The 21,917-nt window shown below is 49.7% G+C and carries 21 protein-coding genes; 17 read left to right on the top strand and 4 right to left on the bottom strand.

The window, feature by feature from the left end:
- The first annotated feature begins 40 nt into the window (after window positions 1-40).
- Both OTK50_RS12165 and OTK50_RS12160 read left to right on the top strand, forming a co-directional pair.
- Window positions 41-3,910, top strand: coding sequence for a metallophosphoesterase (locus tag OTK50_RS12165; RefSeq protein ID WP_266121886.1), 3,870 nt, complete (start codon window positions 41-43; stop codon window positions 3,908-3,910).
- Between the two features lie 166 nt (window positions 3,911-4,076).
- Window positions 4,077-4,652: a TetR/AcrR family transcriptional regulator gene (locus OTK50_RS12160; RefSeq protein ID WP_015418312.1), complete on the top strand. Its 576-nt coding sequence runs from the start codon at window positions 4,077-4,079 to the stop codon at window positions 4,650-4,652.
- 143 nt (window positions 4,653-4,795) lie between these two features.
- Here the strand turns inward: OTK50_RS12160 and OTK50_RS12155 are convergent, their stop codons facing one another.
- The 3 genes from OTK50_RS12155 to nagA are packed head-to-tail and all read right to left on the bottom strand — an operon-like array spanning window position 4,796 to window position 7,453.
- Window positions 4,796-5,527 carry a GntR family transcriptional regulator gene (locus OTK50_RS12155; RefSeq protein ID WP_224223850.1) on the bottom strand — a complete coding sequence of 244 codons (732 nt, stop codon included), beginning with the start codon at window positions 5,525-5,527 and terminating at the stop codon, window positions 4,796-4,798.
- A 13-nt stretch (window positions 5,528-5,540) separates the two neighbouring features.
- Window positions 5,541-6,266 (bottom strand): glucosamine-6-phosphate deaminase, encoded by a 726-nt coding sequence (nagB, locus tag OTK50_RS12150; RefSeq protein ID WP_015418310.1) that lies wholly within the window; start codon window positions 6,264-6,266, stop codon window positions 5,541-5,543.
- The gene (gene nagA / locus OTK50_RS12145; RefSeq protein ID WP_224223849.1) at window positions 6,263-7,453 is read right to left on the bottom strand and encodes an N-acetylglucosamine-6-phosphate deacetylase; all 1,191 of its coding nucleotides are present in this window, start codon (window positions 7,451-7,453) and stop codon (window positions 6,263-6,265) included. The genes nagB and nagA overlap by 4 nt, the downstream gene beginning before the upstream one ends.
- Before the next feature lie 169 nt (window positions 7,454-7,622).
- On the opposite strand from nagA, the gene hprK reads away from it, so the two are divergent.
- The 4 genes from hprK to OTK50_RS12125 are packed head-to-tail and all read left to right on the top strand — an operon-like array spanning window position 7,623 to window position 10,583.
- On the top strand, window positions 7,623-8,555 hold the full coding sequence (gene hprK, locus OTK50_RS12140; protein WP_003151456.1) for an HPr(Ser) kinase/phosphatase: 933 nt from the start codon (window positions 7,623-7,625) through the stop codon (window positions 8,553-8,555).
- A gap of 14 nt (window positions 8,556-8,569) precedes the next feature.
- Window positions 8,570-9,385 (top strand): prolipoprotein diacylglyceryl transferase, encoded by an 816-nt coding sequence (lgt, locus tag OTK50_RS12135; RefSeq protein WP_032876213.1) that lies wholly within the window; start codon window positions 8,570-8,572, stop codon window positions 9,383-9,385.
- 25 nt (window positions 9,386-9,410) lie between these two features.
- Complete coding sequence (gene ppaX / locus OTK50_RS12130; protein WP_012118550.1) at window positions 9,411-10,061, top strand: pyrophosphatase PpaX; 651 nt, start codon at window positions 9,411-9,413, stop codon at window positions 10,059-10,061.
- A 3-nt stretch (window positions 10,062-10,064) separates the two neighbouring features.
- On the top strand, window positions 10,065-10,583 hold the full coding sequence (locus OTK50_RS12125; protein ID WP_007407438.1) for an acyltransferase: 519 nt from the start codon (window positions 10,065-10,067) through the stop codon (window positions 10,581-10,583).
- 16 nt (window positions 10,584-10,599) lie between these two features.
- Here the strand turns inward: OTK50_RS12125 and OTK50_RS12120 are convergent, their stop codons facing one another.
- Entirely contained in the window at window positions 10,600-11,325 is a 726-nt protein-coding gene (locus tag OTK50_RS12120) for a C39 family peptidase (RefSeq protein WP_007614029.1), read from the bottom strand.
- 236 nt (window positions 11,326-11,561) lie between these two features.
- Between OTK50_RS12120 and OTK50_RS12115 the strand changes: the two genes are divergently transcribed.
- The 11 genes from OTK50_RS12115 (at window position 11,562) to OTK50_RS12065 (ending at window position 21,871) form a co-directional block, all read left to right on the top strand.
- Complete coding sequence (locus tag OTK50_RS12115) at window positions 11,562-12,734, top strand: ATP phosphoribosyltransferase regulatory subunit (RefSeq protein WP_007407436.1); 1,173 nt, start codon at window positions 11,562-11,564, stop codon at window positions 12,732-12,734.
- Window positions 12,727-13,368 carry an ATP phosphoribosyltransferase gene (gene hisG, locus OTK50_RS12110; RefSeq protein ID WP_029325809.1) on the top strand — a complete coding sequence of 214 codons (642 nt, stop codon included), beginning with the start codon at window positions 12,727-12,729 and terminating at the stop codon, window positions 13,366-13,368. Before OTK50_RS12115 ends, hisG begins: the two co-directional genes overlap by 8 nt.
- Window positions 13,365-14,678, top strand: a complete 1,314-nt coding sequence (gene hisD, locus OTK50_RS12105) for a histidinol dehydrogenase (protein ID WP_088461724.1) — start codon at window positions 13,365-13,367, stop codon at window positions 14,676-14,678. Before hisG ends, hisD begins: the two co-directional genes overlap by 4 nt.
- A complete protein-coding gene (gene hisB, locus OTK50_RS12100; protein ID WP_014418974.1) occupies window positions 14,644-15,228 on the top strand; it encodes an imidazoleglycerol-phosphate dehydratase HisB in 585 nt (194 codons plus the stop codon). The genes hisD and hisB overlap by 35 nt, the downstream gene beginning before the upstream one ends.
- Entirely contained in the window at window positions 15,229-15,867 is a 639-nt protein-coding gene (hisH, locus tag OTK50_RS12095) for an imidazole glycerol phosphate synthase subunit HisH (RefSeq protein ID WP_105937260.1), read from the top strand.
- Complete coding sequence (hisA, locus tag OTK50_RS12090) at window positions 15,864-16,601, top strand: 1-(5-phosphoribosyl)-5-[(5-phosphoribosylamino)methylideneamino]imidazole-4-carboxamide isomerase (protein WP_007407431.1); 738 nt, start codon at window positions 15,864-15,866, stop codon at window positions 16,599-16,601. Before hisH ends, hisA begins: the two co-directional genes overlap by 4 nt.
- Window positions 16,598-17,356 (top strand): imidazole glycerol phosphate synthase subunit HisF, encoded by a 759-nt coding sequence (gene hisF / locus OTK50_RS12085; protein ID WP_224223848.1) that lies wholly within the window; start codon window positions 16,598-16,600, stop codon window positions 17,354-17,356. The genes hisA and hisF overlap by 4 nt, the downstream gene beginning before the upstream one ends.
- Window positions 17,353-17,973 carry a bifunctional phosphoribosyl-AMP cyclohydrolase/phosphoribosyl-ATP diphosphatase HisIE gene (gene hisIE, locus OTK50_RS12080; protein ID WP_224223847.1) on the top strand — a complete coding sequence of 207 codons (621 nt, stop codon included), beginning with the start codon at window positions 17,353-17,355 and terminating at the stop codon, window positions 17,971-17,973. The genes hisF and hisIE overlap by 4 nt, the downstream gene beginning before the upstream one ends.
- 211 nt (window positions 17,974-18,184) lie before the next feature.
- Window positions 18,185-19,954: an ABC transporter ATP-binding protein gene (locus tag OTK50_RS12075; protein ID WP_224223846.1), complete on the top strand. Its 1,770-nt coding sequence runs from the start codon at window positions 18,185-18,187 to the stop codon at window positions 19,952-19,954.
- Between the two features lie 181 nt (window positions 19,955-20,135).
- The gene (locus OTK50_RS12070; RefSeq protein ID WP_105937263.1) at window positions 20,136-20,813 is read left to right on the top strand and encodes a response regulator transcription factor; all 678 of its coding nucleotides are present in this window, start codon (window positions 20,136-20,138) and stop codon (window positions 20,811-20,813) included.
- Window positions 20,810-21,871 (top strand): sensor histidine kinase, encoded by a 1,062-nt coding sequence (locus tag OTK50_RS12065; RefSeq protein WP_007407426.1) that lies wholly within the window; start codon window positions 20,810-20,812, stop codon window positions 21,869-21,871. The genes OTK50_RS12070 and OTK50_RS12065 overlap by 4 nt, the downstream gene beginning before the upstream one ends.
- The last annotated feature ends 46 nt before the right edge of the window (window positions 21,872-21,917 follow it).

The raw sequence follows: 21,917 nt of genomic DNA, 5'->3' as shown, positions 1-21,917 counted from the left end.
CAGCCTCCTGACGCAACATAATGCATAGGGAGGTAATGAGATGAAACTTGTGATGACGCTCTTTTTTCTGATTGGTTTGCTTTGTGTGAGTCCTTCTGCGGATGCGGCGCGCAAAGAATCGGCAATCCCCGTGAATCAGCAGGAATTCGGACAGCCGCCTCATTACATACCGCTTCTGGAGAATCCTCCCCAAATCGAAGTAAAGGCGGAAATGAAAAGAAACCTGTTCATACAGGCTCATGTACGGAATGCTGACTATCAAGCGTTTTCGGCGTTTCTTTTTTATAAACAAAGCAATGAGCTGGGGTTTAAAATGGTGCCGATGGAGCCCGCGCCAGGCGCAATCCGGCTGTTTACGGCCCAGGTTTCAAAGCGGGATATCTGGAATGGAGAATTGGAATATTACCTCGTTTTCACCAACGGCAGACAGCGGGCGGAATCGGAGAAAAAGCGGCTGAAGCTGGACGGCTATCAAGCCGATTTGAATCATATTCCCGAGCTGATGATTACGGAGCTTGCGGTTGATACGAAAAATGAAGACGGCGCTGATGCCTATGAATTTATCGAGGTGTATAACACGACGGACAGACCCATTCATTTTAAAGACTATCACATCCGCTACCGCTATCCGAAGGAAGGGCCGGAATCAGATATGATATGGAGGCCGAAAGAAGATACCGTCATTCCGTCAGGCTGGACTTACGTGTTTTGGCTGAGACGCGCCGCATCAGAACTGACGATAGATGATTTCAATCGCTATTACGGGACACGCCTGAAGGAGGGAGAACATCTCGCCGTCATCGAAGGGACGGACGGAATGTCCAACGGCCGCCCGCGTACGGTGGTGCTGTCGGCAAATACCGGAAAGGGTATCGCCTCAGCGCATTACCAGAAACACGCTTTCCGCCGGCTGACTTCTTTGCTGTACAAATATCCGCTGAACGGAACGGGAGAATTGCTGAGGATCTCCACGAGCGAGCATAAGCCGTCACCGGGCTCTGTTTTTCAGGCGCAGATCCCGCAGCAGAAAAGGGTGATAAAACCCGACAAGGAAAAACCGGTCATCGAAGACCTTACAGACAGAAAGCCCGTCCGGCCCGCTGAAAGCATTGAATTAAAGGCTGACATAAAAGACAAAAACCTTGTCAAAACAGCCGCGTTTTATTACCGGACCAATGAGAAAAAACCATTCAAACGAATTCTGGCCGAAAAAGACCGCAACGACAGCTTATACCATCACATTCTTTATTCCCCGGAGCTACTCGGCCAAGATCAGCTTGAGTATTATATCGCAGCCAGTGATGGAGAAAATGAAGCAAAAACGCCCGTCAAAATGATTGACATTGAACAGACGAGCAAATCACACGGACTCAGAATGAATGTTGAACCCGAAGATACGATATCCGGCACCTATCTGCTCAAAGCGACTTCCGACGTCAGCGCCGATAAGATCAAGCTGTGGATTGACGGCAAGCGGCAGGAGACCCGGCCGGCGCTGGAAAAAGAGGTCTATTTCGCCTTCGATGCCCGGAAAACGAATCTTTATTTTCAAAACACCGTCATAATGGAAAACGAGGTGCTGCACATTTTTGACGATCCGTCTCACCGCTACAGAACACACTCGGTTCTCCTTCCGGAACGTCTGCTGCAAAAAGGGGGCAAAACACAGAAAGTATCCATCCGTTCGGGCTCAAAGGTTTCTCCGTATGACACGGGAGAGAATCGGGATGATTTTGTGGTGAAACATGCCCGTCTGGTGCTTTCGGACGGAACGGTGATCAAAGACGGGAAGACGGATCCGGCTGAGCAGCTGTTTATCGGTGACGGCAGGCGGGCGAATCAGCAGAAGACCTTCTCATTCAGCCTGCCGGATCATTTGTTTACGTCACGGCTGCTGTCGTGGAACACGGCGAAGCTTTCGGAAGGCTATCACCATATTTTTGTTAGCGACGGTGAGGAGCAGCTGAGCCAATCTGTGCGGGTGGACAATACGGGGCCGAAGATTGTCCCGGGTATCAAAGAAGGCGCGGCGCTGAAAGGTAATGTTGAGCTGAATGCGGACATCCGTGACAAATGGAGCAAAGTGGAAGAGGTCAAAGCGTTTTTGGACGGAGAAAGCATTACGCTCCCGCATCACACGTCATCAGCCGATCTCAAGCCCGGAAAACATACCCTTACCATCATTGCGGCAGACCTTGCCGGAAATGAAACAACGTCCGTCCGCACCTTCCACATCAAACGGGAGGAGCCGAACCAGCCGGAGCTTGCCGATCAAAAAATCGGCGCCCGCAAAGCAAAGCTGTCCGTCCGGGTAAAAGACCCGACGAAGGATGACATGAATGTATCATTTTATCGCGGCTTCCGTTATACCGCGCGGAATCCGGGCAGCGTGAAAGTGTATAAACACGCCTCATTAACGGAACCGCCGAGGGGCATAAAAGAAAATGAAATGCCGTTTACCCTGCCGGAAATGAACCGCATCTCGGCAAATGACGGAAAAACCGTATCGACGGAAAGTGTGGAGCGTTTTCCTTATCACCGATTCGAAGTCTCCGTTGACCCGTCTATCGACGAAACGGATCTGGCCGAGGCGGTCTGGAAAGGAAGCTCTCTGCCCGGCCGAAAGGTAACCATGTATATTTGGAATTACCGGACAAGCCGCTGGCAGGAGGCGGACAGCGTTCTTGCCAAAGATAAAAAGCCGTTTACATTAAAAGCCGCCGTTTCCGCAGCGGATGTGGTGAAGAACTCAAAAATGAATGTCATCGTGCAGGATCAAATACCGGCGAAAGGCAATTACACGTTTGTCTGGATGTCGGATACACAATATTACGCACAAGGGCACCCGCACATTTTTGACAAAATGACGGAGTGGATCAAAGAAAATAAGGACAAGCACAATATTAAATATGTCTTTCATACCGGTGATATCGTCGATGATTCAATGGTGATGAAACAGTGGAAAAACGCCGATCACTCCATGCGGACGCTTGACAAGGCGGGGATTCCGTACGGAGTGCTTGCCGGCAATCACGACGTCGGCCATAAAGACGGCACATACCGAACCTTCGGGGATTTCTTCGGGAGCCACCGGTTTGAACAGAACATGCATTACGGCGGATCATACAAAAATAACCGCGGGCATTATGACCTGCTGTCGGCAAGCGGGAACGATTTTATTATGATTTATATGGGCTGGGGCATTGCGGAACAAGAGATTGACTGGATCAATCAAGTGCTGAAGAGGTATCCGGACCGAACCGCTATCTTATGCTTTCATGAGTACTTGCTTGTGAGCGGAAATCGAAGCCCGATCGGGGAAACGATCTATCGAAAAGTCGTCAAGCCGAATCGCAATGTGGCGATGGTATTAAGCGGCCATTACCATAACGCCATGAAAAAAACCGATGCGCTTGACGATGACGGGGACGGAAAACCGGACCGCCTCGTCCACCAAATTCTGACCGACTACCAGGACGGTCCGGAAGGGGGGCAGGGCTTTATGCGCATGATGCAATTCGATCAGGCCGCCAATCAGGTTCACATGTTCTCCTACTCGCCGTACACGGATGACATCAATTACTATGACACCGATCTGTTCGCTGATAAAGACGAATTCTCAGCAGAAATGGATTTACAGCCGAAGAGGAAAAGGGTGGCGACCGATTATTTTGAATGCAACGTCTATACGAACGAACTGCTCGGTCATAAAAAACACGTAAAAAGCGGAAAAACCGCAAATTGGGTCTGGGACGGCCTGCAGCCTGATTCCGTTTATTACTGGTACACCGTCGTTAAGGACCCGTACAACGGCAAAACAATATCACCGCTGTGGATGTTCAAAACGGGAAATACGCCGTATCGCCCGGCTCCGGATCAGTTTGATTTCAGGCATGCCTCAAACCCATAACGAAAAAATACATCCTGCTGATCGCTCAGAAGAAAATCTGACGGTCAGCAGGATTTTTTCTGTGCGTAAATGGCGGCGCCCTGCTGTGATAAGTGCTTTTGACTTTTTTATGTCCCTTTTCTATACTAAAATCGATTGGTTTTCGTAATATGCAGGAGGAAACATAATGAACAGTAAAACCGGGACAAAAGAAAGAATTATTCAAACCTCTGCATATCTTTTTCAGATTCAGGGATATCATGCGACTGGTTTGAATCAAATTATAAAAGAGAGCGGAGCACCCCGAGGGTCTGTGTATCATCACTTTCCAAACGGAAAAGCAGAACTCGCCATTGCGGCGATCAAATATACGGGAAGATGCGTTGAAAAGCAAATACAGAATAGTATGTCTCAATTCGCGGACCCTATAGAAGCGATTCAGCACTTTATTCATGTAACGGCTGAACAGTTTAATGATCCGCAGAATATTGAGGGCGTGCCGGTTGGATTGCTGGCGGGTGAGACCGCTCTGATCAATGAAACGTTAAGATGCACATGTGTTGAGGTGTTCAAGAAGTGGACGGATGTGTTTGCGGCAAAATTTCTTGAGCATGGGTTTGAACAAGAGGAAGCGGAGAAGCTCGGGGTGACAATCAACTCGATGATTGAAGGCGCAATCATGTTTTCACTGGCTCATAAAAACAAAGAACCGCTGCTGCTGGTTTCAAAGCAGGTTCCGTATATTGTCCAAAACAGAGGGTAGCATTTTATTACTCTTTTCTTTATAAAAATAGATACCAGAACCACAGCCTCTTCGTTTTGACAGAGTCATAGAGAACATTCACCGGCTTGATTTGAAAATGGCAGATCAAAAAACATCTCCAACCCGTAACGGTTGGAGATGTTTCATTTCACCCTGTCCATATAATGCACGAATGTGTAGCGGTCGCCTCTGTAGGCGGATTTGACGTGCTCAAAGGCAGTGCCGTCCTGCAGATAAGTGGTCCGCTTGATATAGAGGACGGGGGCGCCGGGCTGGATACCGAGCAGCTCAGCTTCTTCCTCGGAAGCGGCTCCCGGTTCAAGCTCTTGTTTTGCCCGTGAGATCGGCATCTGATTGTACGCTTCAATATGCTCATACATGGATGATTGAAAATGAGAGGCGTCCAGTTTTCCCGCTTTGTCAAACGGAATGTACGAGGCTTCAATCGCCATCGGGATATCATTCGCCAGCCGGACGCGGATGATTTTATGAAGCATTGCCGGACAGCCGCATCCCAGGATAGAAGATAATTCTTCCGTCGCCTGAATCAGCTGGTATTCGGCAAGTCTGCTCCCCGGCTTCATGCCCCGGCTTCTCATATCTTCCGTAAAGCTTGTCAGCCCTTGAAGCGGCTGTTCCATCTTCAGTTTGCTGACGAACGTTCCCCGGCCTTTCTGCCTGTATAAAAATCCTTCATTCACTAGATTGGAAAGCGCCTGGCGCACCGTCATTCGGCTGATGCCGAATTGTTCAGCGTATTCCCGCTCCGACGGAAGCAGCGCATCCGCTTTCAGCTCGCCGTTTTTGATTTGTGTTTTTAATTGTTCCATAATCTGAAAGTAAATCGGAATCGGAGATTGTTTATCAATCTGCATAGGTCAAATCCTTTCAATCGCCGCCCGCAGCCTTTTCATCAATCAAGACCGTCACATCCGGATGCGCGTGCAGGGCGGAGGCGGGGAATGCTTCGCTGATGCGCCCGTCCAGAAGCTGCTTCACCGCTTGGGCCTTGCTTTTTCCGGATGCCATGATCAAAATCCGTTTGCCGGACAAAATCGTCCCGATCCCCATTGTCAGGGCTTTTACAGGGACTTGATCAATTGACGGAAAGTACCGCGCATTCGCCTGTCTTGTCTCTTCATTCAGCTCAACAACATGGGTTCGGGATTCAAATGGCGTCCCGGGTTCATTAAAGCCGATATGGCCGTTGTGTCCGATGCCTAAAAGCTGTATATCCGCTCCGCCGAGTGTTTGAATCAATCGGTCATAGCGTCCGCATTCGGCATCAAGATCGTCTGCCCGTCCGTCAGGGAGAAAGTGGCGGTCCTTTCGGCTGTCGATATGTGCAAAAAAATGTGTATTCATATAATAATGATAGCTGTTTTTGTCCTCGGGAGAAAGCCCGGCGTATTCATCAAGGTTGATCGTCGTGACATTCCGGAATGACAAGCCTTCTGAGCGGTGCATCCGCACAAGTTCTTTGTATACGCCTTCAGGGGTGCCCCCCGTCGCAAGGCCGAGAACGGCATCCGGCTTTTGTTTCACTGTTTCAGCAATAATCGCTGCGGCTTTTTCACTTAATTCTTCATAATGTCTGCATGTGATAACGTTCATGTCCAATCAGCCTCCCTTGAGATATATGCGGTGTTTCCGCGGCAAATCGTTGCCAGCACGCCGCACTGTCCGTCCGTCAGAACAACGTCGGCGTCTTTTCCTTCCGCGATGCTTCCTTTACGGTCGAATATGCCGAGGCGGCGGGCCGCATTTGCCGATGTCATATTTGCTATATCCGGCCATGAGCAGTTTGTAAACCTGCGCATGAGCGCTGCGCCTTCATTCATTTTTAAAATGGAACCGGCCAGCGTCCCGTCAGAGAGAAGCGCCGTGTCCCCGCGGACGGTGACTTTTTGTCCGCCGAATTCGTATTCTCCGTCCTTAAGCCCTTTTGCCCGCATGGAGTCTGTAATCATGATCAGGTTTTGGCTTCCTTTCGCCAAATAGGCAAGCTTAACGGCCAAAGGATGGGAATGAATGCCGTCGGTGATCAGCTCCGCCGTGATGCGGCCGCAGGCGAGAGCCGTACCGATGCCCCCTGGCTCACGGTGATGAAAGGAGCTCATGGCATTGAAGAGGTGCGTCATATGCACTGCCCCGGCATCCGCCGCTTTTTGTAAAAGCTCGGCTCCTGCGTCTGTGTGTCCCATTGACGGAATGATGTTTTGGTCTTTTAAATAACGGATCAGGCTGAAATCAGGATCTTCTTCCGGCGCAAGCGTCACGATTTTGATCATCCCTCCCGAGAGCCGCTCCCATTTCTGAAAGAGCCCGGCATCAGCAGGAGTAATCCATTGTTTCGGCTGTGCTCCCGCCTTTTTCGGAGAGACAAACGGTCCTTCTAAATGAATGCCGATCAACTCAGCGCCTTTTTGGGCCTGCGGTGAGGAAGACGTCCATTCTTTGGCGTTGACGAGCGCTTTTTCAATGTTTTCGTGCTGTTGTGTGATCGTTGTCGCTAAAAAAGCGGTTGTTCCTTCTTCGGGCAGCCGGACGGACATTGTATCAAGAGCTGCAACATCAGCATCCATCGTATCCGCGCCGTATCCGCCGTGAATATGAATATCAATCATTCCAGGAAGCGCATATGAACCCTCGGGCGCCTTCCATTCCTTCTCATACGTTTCTTGCGGTCTTGTTTTCCCCGCGTAAGCAATGATGCCGTTCTTTATACCGAGAAATCCGTTTCGGATGATTTCTTCTTCTGTTACGATGTCCGCACCGCTGATTAACAAGCTTTCAGCCACTTTAAAACACGCCTTTCTGGTTAGTTGTTAGTTTTATTTTACTCCTTTTCAGACTAGTTATCTATACCAGTTATGCCGGAATTGTATAAATCTGTTTTGGTTCAGACGGTAAAGTGATAAAATATAACTGTTCAAAGCTCGGAACATCCCAGAACAGGAGGAACATATCTTGGCAAAGGTTCGGACCAAAGACGTAATGGAGCAGTTCCATTTAGAATTGATCAGCGGAGAAGAAGGGATTAACCGCCCGATTACGATGAGTGATTTATCACGGCCCGGTATTGAAATCGCCGGTTATTTTACATATTACCCGAGAGAACGGGTGCAGCTTTTAGGAAAAACGGAGCTGTCATTTTTCGATCAGCTTCCCGAGGAAGATAAGAAACAGCGGATGAAATCGCTGTGCACCGATGTGACGCCTGCTATCATACTTTCCAGAGATATGCCGATCCCGCCGGAGCTTGTAGAAGCTTCCGAGCAAAACGGTGTGCCTGTGCTCAGATCCCCTCTGAAAACAACCAGGCTGTCAAGCCGGCTGACGAATTTTCTTGAGAGCCGTCTCGCGCCGACAACGGCCATTCACGGCGTGCTTGTGGATATATACGGCGTCGGCGTGCTCATTACGGGAAAAAGCGGCGTCGGTAAAAGTGAAACGGCGCTGGAGCTTGTCAAACGAGGCCATCGTCTTGTCGCGGATGACTGCGTTGAAATCCGGCAGGAGGATCAGGATACCCTTGTCGGGAACGCGCCTGATCTGATTGAGCATCTGCTCGAAATCAGGGGTCTCGGCATTATAAATGTCATGACGCTGTTCGGAGCGGGCGCCGTCAGAAGCAATAAAAGAATTACAATCGTCATGGACCTTGAGCTTTGGGAGCAAGGGAAGCAATACGACCGTCTCGGACTTGAAGAAGAAAAAATGAAAATCATTGATACGGAAATTACAAAACTGACCATTCCAGTCCGCCCTGGGCGAAATCTCGCCGTTATTATCGAAGTTGCGGCGATGAACTTCAGATTGAAGCGGATGGGCTTAAATGCTGCCGAGCAATTCACGAATAAGCTGGCGGATGTCATTGAGGACGGCGAACAAGACGAATAGGAGTTGGCAATGATATGAATGAAGCAGGAACACCAATCAATCCGATTGCCTTTCAGCTCGGGCCATTATCCGTGCACTGGTACGGAATCATTATCGGCGCGGGCGCGTTATTAGGGCTTTGGATGGCCATGAGGGAGAGTGAAAAGCGGGGGCTGAAAAAGGACATTTTTATTGATCTTGTTCTTTTCGCCATCCCGATCGCAATCATTTGCGCAAGGGCATATTATGTGCTTTTCGAGTGGAGCTATTACTCGGAACACCCCGGGGAAATCATTAAAATTTGGAAAGGCGGCATTGCGATTCACGGCGGATTAATCGGCGCGATCGCAACGGGAATCGTCTTTTCAAAAGTAAGAGGCATCTCATTCTGGAAGCTGGCGGATATTGCCGCGCCGAGTATTCTGCTTGGCCAGGCCATCGGACGCTGGGGGAACTTTATCAACCAGGAGGCTCACGGTGAAGCGGTCAGCCGGTCATTTTTGGAAAGTCTGCATCTTCCGGATTTCATCATTAATCAGATGTACATAGACGGACAATATTATCACCCGACGTTTTTGTATGAATCGCTGTGGAGTTTTGCGGGCGTCGTGATTCTGCTTCTGCTCCGCCGCGTGAACCTGCGCAGGGGCGATCTGTTTTTGACGTATGTGATCTGGTATTCGATCGGCAGATACTTTATTGAAGGAATGCGCACGGACAGCCTGATGCTTACGAGCCAGCTTCGGATCGCGCAGGTCATTTCCATTGTGCTGATTGTACTTGCGATTATTTTAATGATTTTCAGACGCATGAAGGGGTATGCCGATAAGCGGTATGCCGACACGGACTGACGCCTGAAATCGGAAAGGACATAAGATGACTGATAAACGTGTAACCGCCATTTTATTTGATCTCGACGGCACGCTGATTGACACGAATGAACTGATTATCGCTTCTTACCTTCATACGCTTGATCATTATTGCCCGGGGCAGTTTAAAAGGGAAGATGTGCTTCCGTTTATCGGCCCGCCTCTGTATGAAACGTTTTCAGGCATTAATGCTGAAAAGTGCGATGAGATGATCAGCATGTACAGAGCATTCAACCATGAAAAGCACGATGAGCTCGTCACGGAGTACGAAACGGTTTATGAAACGCTGGATGAATTGAAAAAAGCGGGGTATCAGCTGGGTATTGTCACCACGAAGCTGAGGGATACAGTCAATATGGGATTGAAGCTGACAGGCATCGGGGCGTTTTTCGATACTGTCGTCACGCTTGATGATGTCAAGCATCCGAAGCCTGACCCCGAGCCTGTGCGGCTTGCGCTCAGCCGGCTTGGGTGCGATCCGTCGGAAGCCATAATGGTCGGTGACAATTATCACGATGTCATGGCGGGCAAAAACGCCGGCACGAAAACAGCCGGTGTCGCGTGGACAATTAAAGGCGCACAGACGCTTTCCGCCTATGAACCCGATTATATGCTCGAGAAAATGAGTGATTTATTGCACATCACCGGAGTGAAGTAATCCGTGAGAAAAACAGACCGCCATCCGGTTTCAGGTGCAAATTCATTGTGGCATGTTTATCAGACGGTTCCCTTTCTGAAGGTGATGAAAAATTTCATCATCATTCAGATCGCAAGGTATACGCCGTTTTTAAGCGTGAAAAACTGGCTGTACCGAACCTTTTTGAAAATGAATGTCGGAAAACAGACGTCATTCGCGCTGATGGTGATGCCGGATATCATGTTTCCCGAAAAAATCACTGTCGGAAAAAACAGTATCATCGGCTACAATACGACGATTTTGGCTCATGAATATTTAATACATGAGTACCGGACCGGTTTTGTCACAATCGGTGACGAGGTGATGATCGGGGCAAACACAACGATTCTGCCCGGCGTCACCATCGGGAGCGGAGCCGTTGTATCAGCCGGCACGCTGGTGCACAAAGATGTCCCGGCCGGGGCGTTTGTCGGAGGAAATCCGATGCAGGTGATTTATACGGACGAAGAAATGAAAAAACGAATGGAAAACCCCGCTGATTAACGTCAGCGGGGTTTTTTTATGACTTGATCACAATGGCCTGGCTGCCCATCTGCTTCCAGGCTTTTTCAAAGTCAGATCGATCTGTTTTTCTGTTTTTATAGCCGTAAGGATCATTAACGTATACATAATCGTGATCATAACCGGTAACGGCTACGCTATGCATGCTGAACGTAATGTCGATTTTTCCGTTCGGCGTATTCCAAGTCTGCATATTATCAACCGGCTTAAAGGATGTGGTGGTAATCACCCAGACCGGCCGCCCTTTTTCAAGCTGGCGGTACACTGAAGAAATGTCTTTTCCCGTCAGGTCGTATACTTTGTTTCCCGCATATTCTTTGGCAAGTTTATCAATCGGCTCATGATAAACGCCTAAACCCGGGCCGTTTTCCATATCTCCGGCAAATCCTTCATTCGGATCTCCCTTCAGCCCGCTGCTGTATGTGAGCGGAACTTTATTGATTTTATCCGCCAATGTATTTTTTGACACATGATATCCGGCATTGTTCAAAATCATGGCAAGGCTTGTCACCTCACAGCCATTGTACAGTCTGGGAGAATCCATCTGTCTGTACAGAACGACATTCAGCGGTGACGCGCTCCCTTTTAACGGTGTTTTCTCATCAGGCTCGTCGGACTGCTGATTAAAAAAATTCAAATGAATATCGTTTGTATAGATGTTATACCCGAGATAGACAAGGATGGCTGTCAGAATCAGCACACATAATGTTCCAAGCGTCTTCATTATTACTCTCCCTTGTTCTGATGAAGCTATTCTATGTATTATAGCACTTCTGCTCAATATGATTCGATCGTTCCGATATATTTACAGGTTTGTTCATTCTTTAGCCAAGTTTATGGAAAAGAATAGGCGGACATTGGGCGTTGCAATTCATTCTTTTATCTGCTAACATATTATCATATTAGCGAACTAAAGGATTCGGAATTTTCCTTCAGACAAAGCGGAGGTGTAAAAGGCAAATGTTTATGTTTGAGAAACCGCATGGCATGAGAGATACGCTGCCCGGTTTATATGAAGCAAAGAAAAAAGTCCGTTCCACACTGACGGATTTAATTGATAAATGGGGTTATCAGTTTATGGAGACGCCGACCCTTGAATTCTATGAAACAGTAGGCGTCCAGTCAGCCATTGAAGAACAGCAGCTGTTTAAGCTTCTCGACCAGGACGGAAAAACGCTTGTGCTTCGGCCTGACATGACCGGACCGATTGCCAGGGTGGCGGCGTCTAAGCTGCACAAACACAATCATCCGCTCAGGGCGGGGTACGCGGCAAGCGTCTATCGCGCTCAGGAGCGGGAAGGCGGACGCCCGGCCGAATTTGAACAGGTCGGCGCGGAGCTGATCGGCGACGGATCAACAAGCGCGGACGCCGAGGTGATTGCGCTGGCGGCCGGCGCTTTGAAAAACGCGGGATTGCACCGATTTAAAATCGCGATCGGCCATGCCGGACTCGCTGATGAGCTGTTTGTCGAGGTTTTGGGCAATGCCGAGCGGGCGGATGTTCTGCGGCGCTTTCTTTTTGAAAAAAATTACGTGGGATACAGGGAACATGTCAAATCGCTTCCGCTCTCTTCAATAGACAAAAGCCGGCTGCTCGCACTTCTGGAATTGCGAGGCGGGAAAGAGATCTGCGCCAAGGCGGAGGAGATCATCGGCATCTCCGGACAAAGCTTGATTCAGGAGCTGGAAGACCTGTGGGACATTCTTGAGGATTACGGATGTGCCGAGCATATTCGCCTTGATCTGAATATGGTCAGCCATATGAGTTATTACACGGGAATTTTATTCGAAGTGTATGCGGCCAATGTCGGTTTTGTCATCGGAAGCGGCGGACGCTATAACAATCTTCTCGGCCATTTCGGCAGTCCCGCTCCCGCCACGGGTTTCGGGCTCCGTATCGACAGGCTGATTGAAGCGCTCGGCATCCAGGAAGAAACTAGTGAAGCGGACGCCGTGATTTTCAGCAAGGAGCAGCGGGCGCAGGCCATTTTATTCGCAGAGGAAGAAAGGGCGAGAGGCAGAAAAGTCGTCCTGCAGGATCTGGCGGGCATTGAAAATATCGATCATATGACAAAATCATTCGCAAACGTCACATACTTTATCGGTGCCAGAAAGGAAGAGCAGAATGGGTAAGGTACTCACAATGGCAATGCCAAAAGGACGGATATTCGAAGAAGCGGCCGGATTGCTGAGGCAGGCCGGATACAGGCTCCCCGAGGAGTTTGAAGAATCGAGAAAGCTGATCATTGACGTTCCTGAAGAAAATCTCCGCTTTATTCTGGCAAAGCCGATGGATGTGACGACTTATGTCGAGCATGGCGTCGCTGATGCCGGTATTGCCGGAAAGGATGTCATGCTTGAGGAAGAGCGTGACGTGTATGAGGTGCTCGATCTGAAAATCAGCAAATGCCATCTCGCCGTTGCGGGGCTTCCCGGAGCGGATTGGAACGGAGTCGCCCCGAGGATTGCGACGAAATATCCGAATGTTGCGTCAAGTTATTTCAGAGAGCAGGGCGAGCAGGTGGAAATCATTAAGTTGAACGGTTCCATTGAATTGGCGCCTTTAATCGGGCTTGCTGACAGAATCGTAGATATCGTATCAACCGGGCGGACATTAAAGGAAAACGGTCTCGTTGAATCAGAACATATTTGTGACATCACATCGCGTTTTATCGTCAATCCGGTCAGCTACCGCATGAAGGATGATGTAATCGACGAAATGGCGGCCAGGCTGGCCAAGGTTGTGGAAGGAGAAACGGCACAATGAAAATAACCGGAATAAATAGAAGCGAGCGGTTCTCACTGAAGCGTTCCATCGACAGCGGAACCGAAGAGCAGCGGAAAACCGTCAGGGGGATTATTGAAGACGTCAGACAAAACGGTGACAAAGCCGTTTTGGCCTATACAAAAACATTTGACGGCATCAGCCTGAACCAAATGGCCGTGAGCGCAGAGGAAATCACCGAGGCATACCGTCTGCTTGATGATCAGCTGCTAAAAGTGATCAGACAGGCGATTGCCAATATTAAAGAATATCACGAACGCCAGCTGCAATCTTCTTGGTTTTACCATCGCAAAGACGGCACGATGCTCGGGCAGAAAATAACGGCGCTCGATTCCGCGGGCGTATATGTGCCGGGCGGGACGGCCGCTTATCCGTCTTCCGTTTTAATGAATGTCATCCCCGCTCTCGCTGCGGGAGTGGAACGGATCGTTCTCGTCAGTCCGCCGGGAAAAGACGGCAGCCTTTCGCCGGGCGTTCTGGCGGCGGCGTCTGAGCTCGGCATAAAGGAAATTTACAAAGCGGGAGGCGCGCAGGCGATTGCCGCGCTCGCTTACGGAACCGAAACGATACAGCCTGTAGATAAGATCACGGGCCCTGGCAATATATTTGTAGCGCTCGCGAAGCGCGAAGTCTTCGGCGTTGTGGATATTGACATGATTGCCGGGCCCAGTGAAATCGTGGTTCTGGCGGACGATACGGCGGTGCCCAAAGAAGTCGCCGCTGACCTGCTTTCACAGGCCGAACACGATACGCTCAGCTCAAGCGTGCTTGTCACCGACTCACGGAAGCTTGCCGAAGCGGTATCAGATGAGGTGAATAAACAGCTTCAGACGCTGCCGCGTAAAGAAATCGCCGAAGCGTCGATCAGGGATCACGGCCGCATTTATATCGCGGAATCGATGGAAGATGCAGTGGACACGGTGAATGCGCTGGCGCCCGAGCATTTAGAAATCATGACGCATTCGCCGGAGGCTTTGCTTGGAAGCATCCGACACGCGGGGGCGATTTTCTTAGGACGATACAGCGCTGAACCGGTCGGCGATTATTTTGCCGGACCGAATCACGTTTTGCCGACAAACGGAACGGCGCGGTTTTCAAGCCCGTTGAATGTAACAGATTTTCAAAAGAAATCGAGCATCATCTCATACAGCCGGAAGGCATTTGAAACACACGCGGACAGCATTTCCGCCTTCGCGAGACTGGAAGGGCTTGAAGCGCACGCAAGATCGATTGAAGCGAGAAACGGAGGAATGACCGATGAGAAAAGCGGAACGCGCCAGAACAACAAATGAGACGGATATTAAGCTGGCTTTCGAAATAGACGGAGAAGGAAAAGCCGACATCAGCACGGATGTGCCGTTTATGACTCATATGCTTGATTTGTTCACAAAGCACGGGCAATTCGATTTAACTGTTGACGCAAAAGGCGATACGGAGATAGATGATCACCATACGACTGAAGATATCGGTATCTGCTTGGGGCAGGCTTTTTTGGAGGCGCTCGGTGATAAAAAAGGGATCAAACGGTACGGATCAGCGCTTGTGCCGATGGACGAAGCGCTCGCCCAAGTTGCCGTAGATCTGAGCAACCGGCCGCACCTTGAGATGCGCGCTGCATTTCCGCAAGCGAAAGTCGGAACATTTGATACAGAGCTGGTACATGAATTCCTATGGAAACTGGCGCTCGAAGCGAGAATGAATCTGCACGTCATCGTTCATTACGGCACGAATACCCATCATATGATAGAAGCCGTGTTTAAGGCGCTTGGCAGAGCGCTTGATGAAGCGTCATCCATTGATCCGCGCGTCAAGGGTGTGCCTTCTACGAAAGGAATGCTGTAAATGATCGGTGTAATTGATTACGGTATGGGCAATTTATTCAGCGTATCGAAGGCGCTGGAACGCGTCGGCGTCACGTATGTCGTATCAGACCGGCCGGAAGAGCTTGAAAAAGCGGATGCTTTTATTCTTCCCGGTGTCGGATCATTCAGTGACGCCATGGACAATTTACGCAGCACGAAGCTTGATCAATTCATACACCGTATGGTTGACGAGGGTAAGCTGCTCCTCGGCATCTGCCTCGGCATGCAGCTCATTTTCGAAGAAAGCACCGAAAACGGCTCTGCAAAAGGACTTGGTTTATTAGCCGGAAAAGCTGTGAGACTCAAAGACAGAGATGCCGAAGGAAACAAGCTGAAGGTGCCGCATATGGGCTGGAACCGGCTGACGTTTCACCAAACGTCTCCTCTGCTTTCGGAAGCGGAAGAAGGCTTCGTTTACTTTGTCCATTCCTATTATATAGACGGGATGGAAGACGGCGATCTTCTGGCAAGCGCTGAGTACGGCGTTCGTGTTCCGGCGGTCGTCGGGAAACGCAATGTCTTCGGTGCACAGTTTCACCCGGAAAAAAGCGGTACGGCCGGAATGGCGATTTTAACGCAATTTACAAAAATGGCAGCGGAACAGAAGGTGAAGAAATGAACGCTTTTACATTATATCCGGCAATCGATATGAGAAACGGCAAATGCGTCCGCCTCATCCAAGGCGATTACGGCAAGGAAACGATATACGGTGACTCTCCTTTAGACATGGCGGCGCAATTTGCACAAGAAGGTGCCGAATGGATTCATCTCGTGGATCTTGACGGCGCGAAAGCAGGCAGGAAAGTAAACGACAGGCATGTTCTTGACATTGCGCGGCAGCTTGATGTCAAAGTCGAGATCGGCGGCGGGATCCGTTCTGAAGCGGATGTGTACGGTTATTTATCACAAGGCGTTGATCGCGTCATTCTCGGCAGCTCGGCCGTATCCGATCCGGCATTTGTGAAGAGCATGCTGAAACAATACGGCGGCAAAATCGCGATCGGCCTTGATGCAAGAAACGGATATGTCTCGACGGAAGGCTGGCTGGAAACATCCTCGGTAAGGGCGGCCGATCTGGGCCGTGAATTGGCGGCCGAAGGAGCGGAAACCTTCATTTTCACGGATATTGCAACTGACGGCATGCTGTCAGGACCGAACATCGAAAGCACCGTTCAGCTCGCAAAAGCAACGGGAAAAACCGTCATCGCTTCAGGCGGAGTCAGCTCAGTCGCCGACCTCAAAGCACTGGCCCGCTTCAAAGACGCCGGCGTATCGGGAGCGATTATCGGAAAAGCGCTGTATACAAAACAATTTACATTGGCTGAAGCGCTCAGCGGGGTGAAGGACGCATGATCACGAAACGAATCATTCCGTGTCTCGATGTGAAAGAAGGACGCGTCGTCAAAGGCATTCAATTTCTCGGGCTGAAAGATGCGGGCGATCCTGTCGAGCTGGCCGAAGCTTACGACAGGGAGGGCGCTGACGAACTTGTTTTTCTCGACATTTCCGCCTCTCACGAAGGCCGCAAGACGATGACAGACGTCGTAGAACAGGTTGCGGCAAAACTGGCGATTCCGTTTACGGTCGGCGGCGGAATCAATCAATTAAGCGATATGAAACGAATGCTTCGCGCCGGCGCTGATAAAGTATCCGTTAATACAGCGGCCGTCCTCCGCCCCGAGCTGATTACGGAAGGAGCGGATTTTTTCGGCTCGCAATGCATCGTCGCGGCGATTGACGCAAAGTATGACGAAGATTCGGATTGCTATAAAGTGTACACACACGGCGGCAGACAGAAAACCGAGTGGGAAGTCACGGCCTGGGCAAAAGAAGCCGTCAGCCGGGGAGCGGGTGAAATTCTGCTGACAAGCATGGACGCAGACGGTGAGAAAACAGGCTTTAATCATACGCTCACACAGCTTGTCACACGTGCCGTCCCGGTGCCCGTCATTTCGTCAGGGGGAGCCGGCAGCGCGCGCCATATGCTTGAAGCCTTCACGATCGGTGAAGCGGACGCCGCGCTTGCAGCTTCCATTTTCCATTACAAAGAGACATCTATAAAAGAAGTGAAAGATTATATGAAGAAACACGGGGTGAATGTGAGATGAAACGGGCAGATGAACTGCGGTTTGACGAGGCCGGACTGATTCCCGCCATCGTACAGGATGCGGCAAGCAAAGAAGTGCTGACACTGGCTTATATGAATCGTGAATCCTACGAAAAAACGATAGAAACGAAAGAAACCTGGTTTTACAGCCGTTCACGCGGGGAGCTGTGGCATAAAGGAGCGACATCAGGGAATACCCAAAAGGTGAAAGCCATCCGTTATGACTGCGATCAAGATGCCCTCATCGTGCTTGCGGAGCCCTCAGGACCCGCCTGCCATAAGGGAAGTTACAGCTGCTTTTCTTCGGAAAAAGCGGACGCGCAGGATCGTTTCGGCATCTTAAACGAACTGGAAAGCGTAATCGCCAAACGGCAGGCGGAGATGCCTGACGGAGCCTACACAACGTATCTGTTTCGGGAAGGCGTCGATAAAATCCTCAAAAAAGTCGGCGAAGAAGCCGCAGAGGTTATTATCGCCGCGAAAAACCGCGACCATGAAGAATTAAAATGGGAAGCGGCGGATTTGCTGTATCATTTGCTCGTTCTTCTGCGTGAGCAGTCGCTTCCTTTGGACGACGTGCTTGACGTCCTTGCGAAACGCCATTCAGCATCTGAGTAAAACAAACCTCACGGAGAGATCCGTGAGGTTTTTAATCTGTCAAACTTAAACATTCAATTAAATATTTCTTATTTCCGCAACCGGAGGCAGATGAATTTGATAATATTGACTAATAGAGTTTATTTTGGTTTTTATCAAAAATATACGTTTTGTTCATATTCCGTTCATGCACATCCGTTATAGTATAAACAGTGATATAGGAGGAAAACATATGCCGAATAAACAACCAAAACCTAAAGGGAAATTCAGTTCATTCTTTTCATTAGTCAAAAAAACAAAACCATCATACGGTATGCTGGCCTTCGCGCTGTCTCTCAGTATTGTGACAACGCTCGTCAGCCTGCTGATTCCGCTCTTGACAAAGCAGCTCGTTGACGGCTTTTCCATGTCGTCGCTGTCAGGCGTGCAAATCGGAATCATCGCAGCCGTGTTTATCGTACAGGCCGCATTAAGCGCCTACGCCACCTACGCCCTGAACTACAGCGGCCAGAAAATCATCTCGGGACTGCGTGATTTGTTGTGGCAGAAATTAATTAAACTGCCCGTCTCTTATTTTGACAAAAACGCCACAGGAGAAACGATCAGCCGTGTCACCAATGACACAATGGTGGTAAAAGAGCTGATCACAAACAATATCAGCGGATTTATTACCGGAATCATTTCCGTTATCGGGTCACTGACGATCTTATTTTTCATGAACTGGAAGCTCACATTGCTCGTGCTGATCGTCGTGCCGCTGGCTGCGGTGATTTTAGTGCCGATCGGCCGGAAAATGTTTAAAATTTCTCGGGAAACACAGGATGAAACGGCGAGATTCACCGGATTATTAAACCACATCCTCCCGGAAATCAGGCTTGTAAAAGCGTCAAACGCTGAAGAAGCGGAATACGGACGCGGAAAAGCAGGCATCATGGCGCTCTTTAAACTCGGGCTGCGTGAAGCGAAGGTGCAGTCGCTCGTAGGCCCGCTTATTACACTTGTATTAATGGCGGCGCTGGTCGCTGTCATCGGGTACGGCGGGATGCAGGTGTCATCCGGTGAATTGACAGCCGGCGCACTCGTTGCCTTTATCCTGTATTTGTTTCAGATCATTATGCCGATGGGCCAGATCACTTCATTTTTCACACAGCTTCAAAAATCCATCGGCGCAACGGAACGGATGATTCATATTCTTGCAGAAAAAGAAGAAGATATCCAAACCGGAAAAGCCATTGAAAACGCGGATCAGCCGATTAAGCTTGAACAAGTCTCATTCGGCTACAAAACAGATCAAACCATCTTAAAAGACATTACGGCTACGATTGAGGCCGGCAAAGTCACCGCGATCGTCGGACCGAGCGGCGGCGGAAAAACAACGTTATTTAAGCTGCTTGAACGATTCTACAATCCGACTGCGGGCAGCATCCTGCTCGGAAATGAACCGATTGATACGTATTCCCTTGAGTCATGGCGGGAACATATCGGCTACGTGTCGCAAGAAAGCCCGTTAATGTCAGGCACCATCCGCGACAATATCTGCTACGGATTAAAACGCGAGGTGACCGATGAGGAACTGAGGCAAGCGGCTGACATGGCCTACGCCCTGCAATTTATTGAAGACTTACCGAAGAAATTTGAAACCGAGGTCGGTGAGCGGGGAATTATGCTGTCAGGCGGACAGCGCCAGCGCATCGCTATTGCCAGAGCGCTCCTTCGCAACCCGAGCATTCTGATGCTTGATGAAGCGACATCAAGTCTGGACAGCCAATCTGAAAAATGGGTGCAGCAGGCGCTCGAAGTCTTAATGAAAGGCCGCACCACGATTGTGATCGCCCACCGTTTATCCACGGTTGTGGATGCAGATCAGCTTCTCTTTGTCGAACAGGGTGAAATCACAGGACGGGGCACACACCATGAATTAATGGCATCCCATTCGCTTTACCGCGATTTTGCAGAGCAGCAGCTGAAGCTGAATGCCGACTTAGAAAACAAAGCTGTGTAAAGCAAGACTTTATGAATAAAAAGCAGCTGAAAAAGCTGCTTTTTATTTTGCAGCCGGAGTCCTGTTCATACGGGTGTACGGTCGGTAACGATGAAGAGTTAAGCCAGGAGACAATGAAAAAATAAGACGGCTTATAATCATGTCGATTCATGAAAAGAAAAAATCAGAAGGAGGGATTTTTATGGCTGTCATATTGGTTGCGGATGATGACCGCCATATCCGTGAGCTTGTCCGCCTTATGATGGAGCAGAGCGGTTTTGACGTCGCAGAAGCGGAAGACGGGGAAGCGGCGGTGCGGCTAATCGAATCAGTACCTATAGACCTCATCATACTGGATGTGATGATGCCGAAAATGGACGGGTTTGAAGTCAGCGAAGCCGTCCGCAGCTTTACGGACATTCCGATTTTGATGCTGACGGCAAAAGGCGAAACGCTGGACAAAGTGCAAGGTTTTACTTCCGGAGCGGATGATTATCTCGTCAAACCGTTTGAGCCGCTTGAGCTGGAAGCAAGGGTCAAAGCATTGCTGAAACGGTACCGGATCACCGCTGAAAAACTGCTGACCATCGGAACGGTCACATTAGATAAGCAATCCCGCACCGTAACGCGCGGCGGCGGAGCGGGATTGACATTGCCCCGGCGTGAATTTGAGCTTTTATTTAAGCTCGCCGGTTATCCGAATAAGACGTTTTCAAGAGAACAATTAATAGAAGATATTTGGGGCTTTGATTATGAAGGTGACGAGCGGACGGTTGATGTGCATATTAAAAGGCTGAGAGAACGGTTTCCGGAAAAAGACTATCCGTTTGCCATCCATACGGTGCGGGGGCTCGGGTATCGGTTTGTGGTGACGGAATGAAACGGATCTTCAGAACGGCTGGAAAAATCATCATTCTTCTAACCGTCACCGCATTCTTATGGCTGGCGGCTCACCTGATCGTTCAGGGATTCGGTCTCATATGGCCGATTTTACTTGTGCCGTACGCCGAGCAGATTCTGACGCTTTGGCTTGTTTTCGGCCTGCTGTTTGTAACGATGTTTATTTTTTCAAAGTCAGCACGTGAAAGACATCATGCGATCTGGGATTCGTTGACCGCCACGATCAAGCAAATGTCGAGCGGCAACTTCACAGCGGCCGCTTCCCGGAAAATGGAGAAGATTGAGCGGAACCACCCCGTGACGAAATTGGCTGATGAACTGTCGACACTTGCCGCGGAACTGAGTGAAATGGAAAAACTGAAACAAGAATTTATTTCGAACGTTTCCCATGAAATCCAAACCCCGCTCACTTCATTAAAGGGCTACGCACATCTTCTGAAAAAACCGGATTTATCATATGAGGAGCGAGGGCGCTACTTACACATCATCGAAACAGAAACAGAACGATTATCAAAAATCAGTGAAAATCTGCTGAAGCTCACTGCGCTCGAACGCCAAACCGAACCGATACAAAAAAAACCGTTCCGCATTGACAAACAGCTGCGGCGCACCATATTGACCTGTGAGCCTGAGTGGTCCGCCAAACAGATTGAGTTTCTCATTGATTTACAGGAGTCGTATGTGTACGGAGATGAAGCACTGCTCAGCCAAGTATGGATGAATCTGATTCACAATGCCGTAAAATTTACCGGTGAAGGCGGCCGCATTTCCGTTAAAATTGCAGATCTGCCGGGAGCGGCGGCTGTCGAAATCGCCGACGACGGAATCGGAATGGAGCCTGAACAGGCGGAGCGTGTATTTGAACGGTTTTATAAAGCGGACAAGGCGAGAAACGCAGGGGGAAGCGGGCTCGGTCTGTCCATCGCCCAAAAAATCGCAGAGCTGCACGGCGGTTCGATAGAGGTTGAGAGCAAGCGCGGCGAAGGAACCCTTTTCCGTGTCATTCTTCCAGCCGAGCCTCGTGAAAAAAACAGCTAAAATCTGGTCGAACCAGCCAGTAAAAAACGAAGCCGATCCTGTCTTT

It is taken from the genome of Bacillus sp. NEAU-CP5 (assembly GCF_026420705.1).
GTDB classification, from domain to species: Bacteria; Bacillota; Bacilli; order Bacillales; family Bacillaceae; genus Bacillus; species Bacillus velezensis.
The sequence above is the reverse complement of the archived record's forward strand: the minus strand, read 5'-3'. Positions and strand labels throughout refer to the sequence as shown.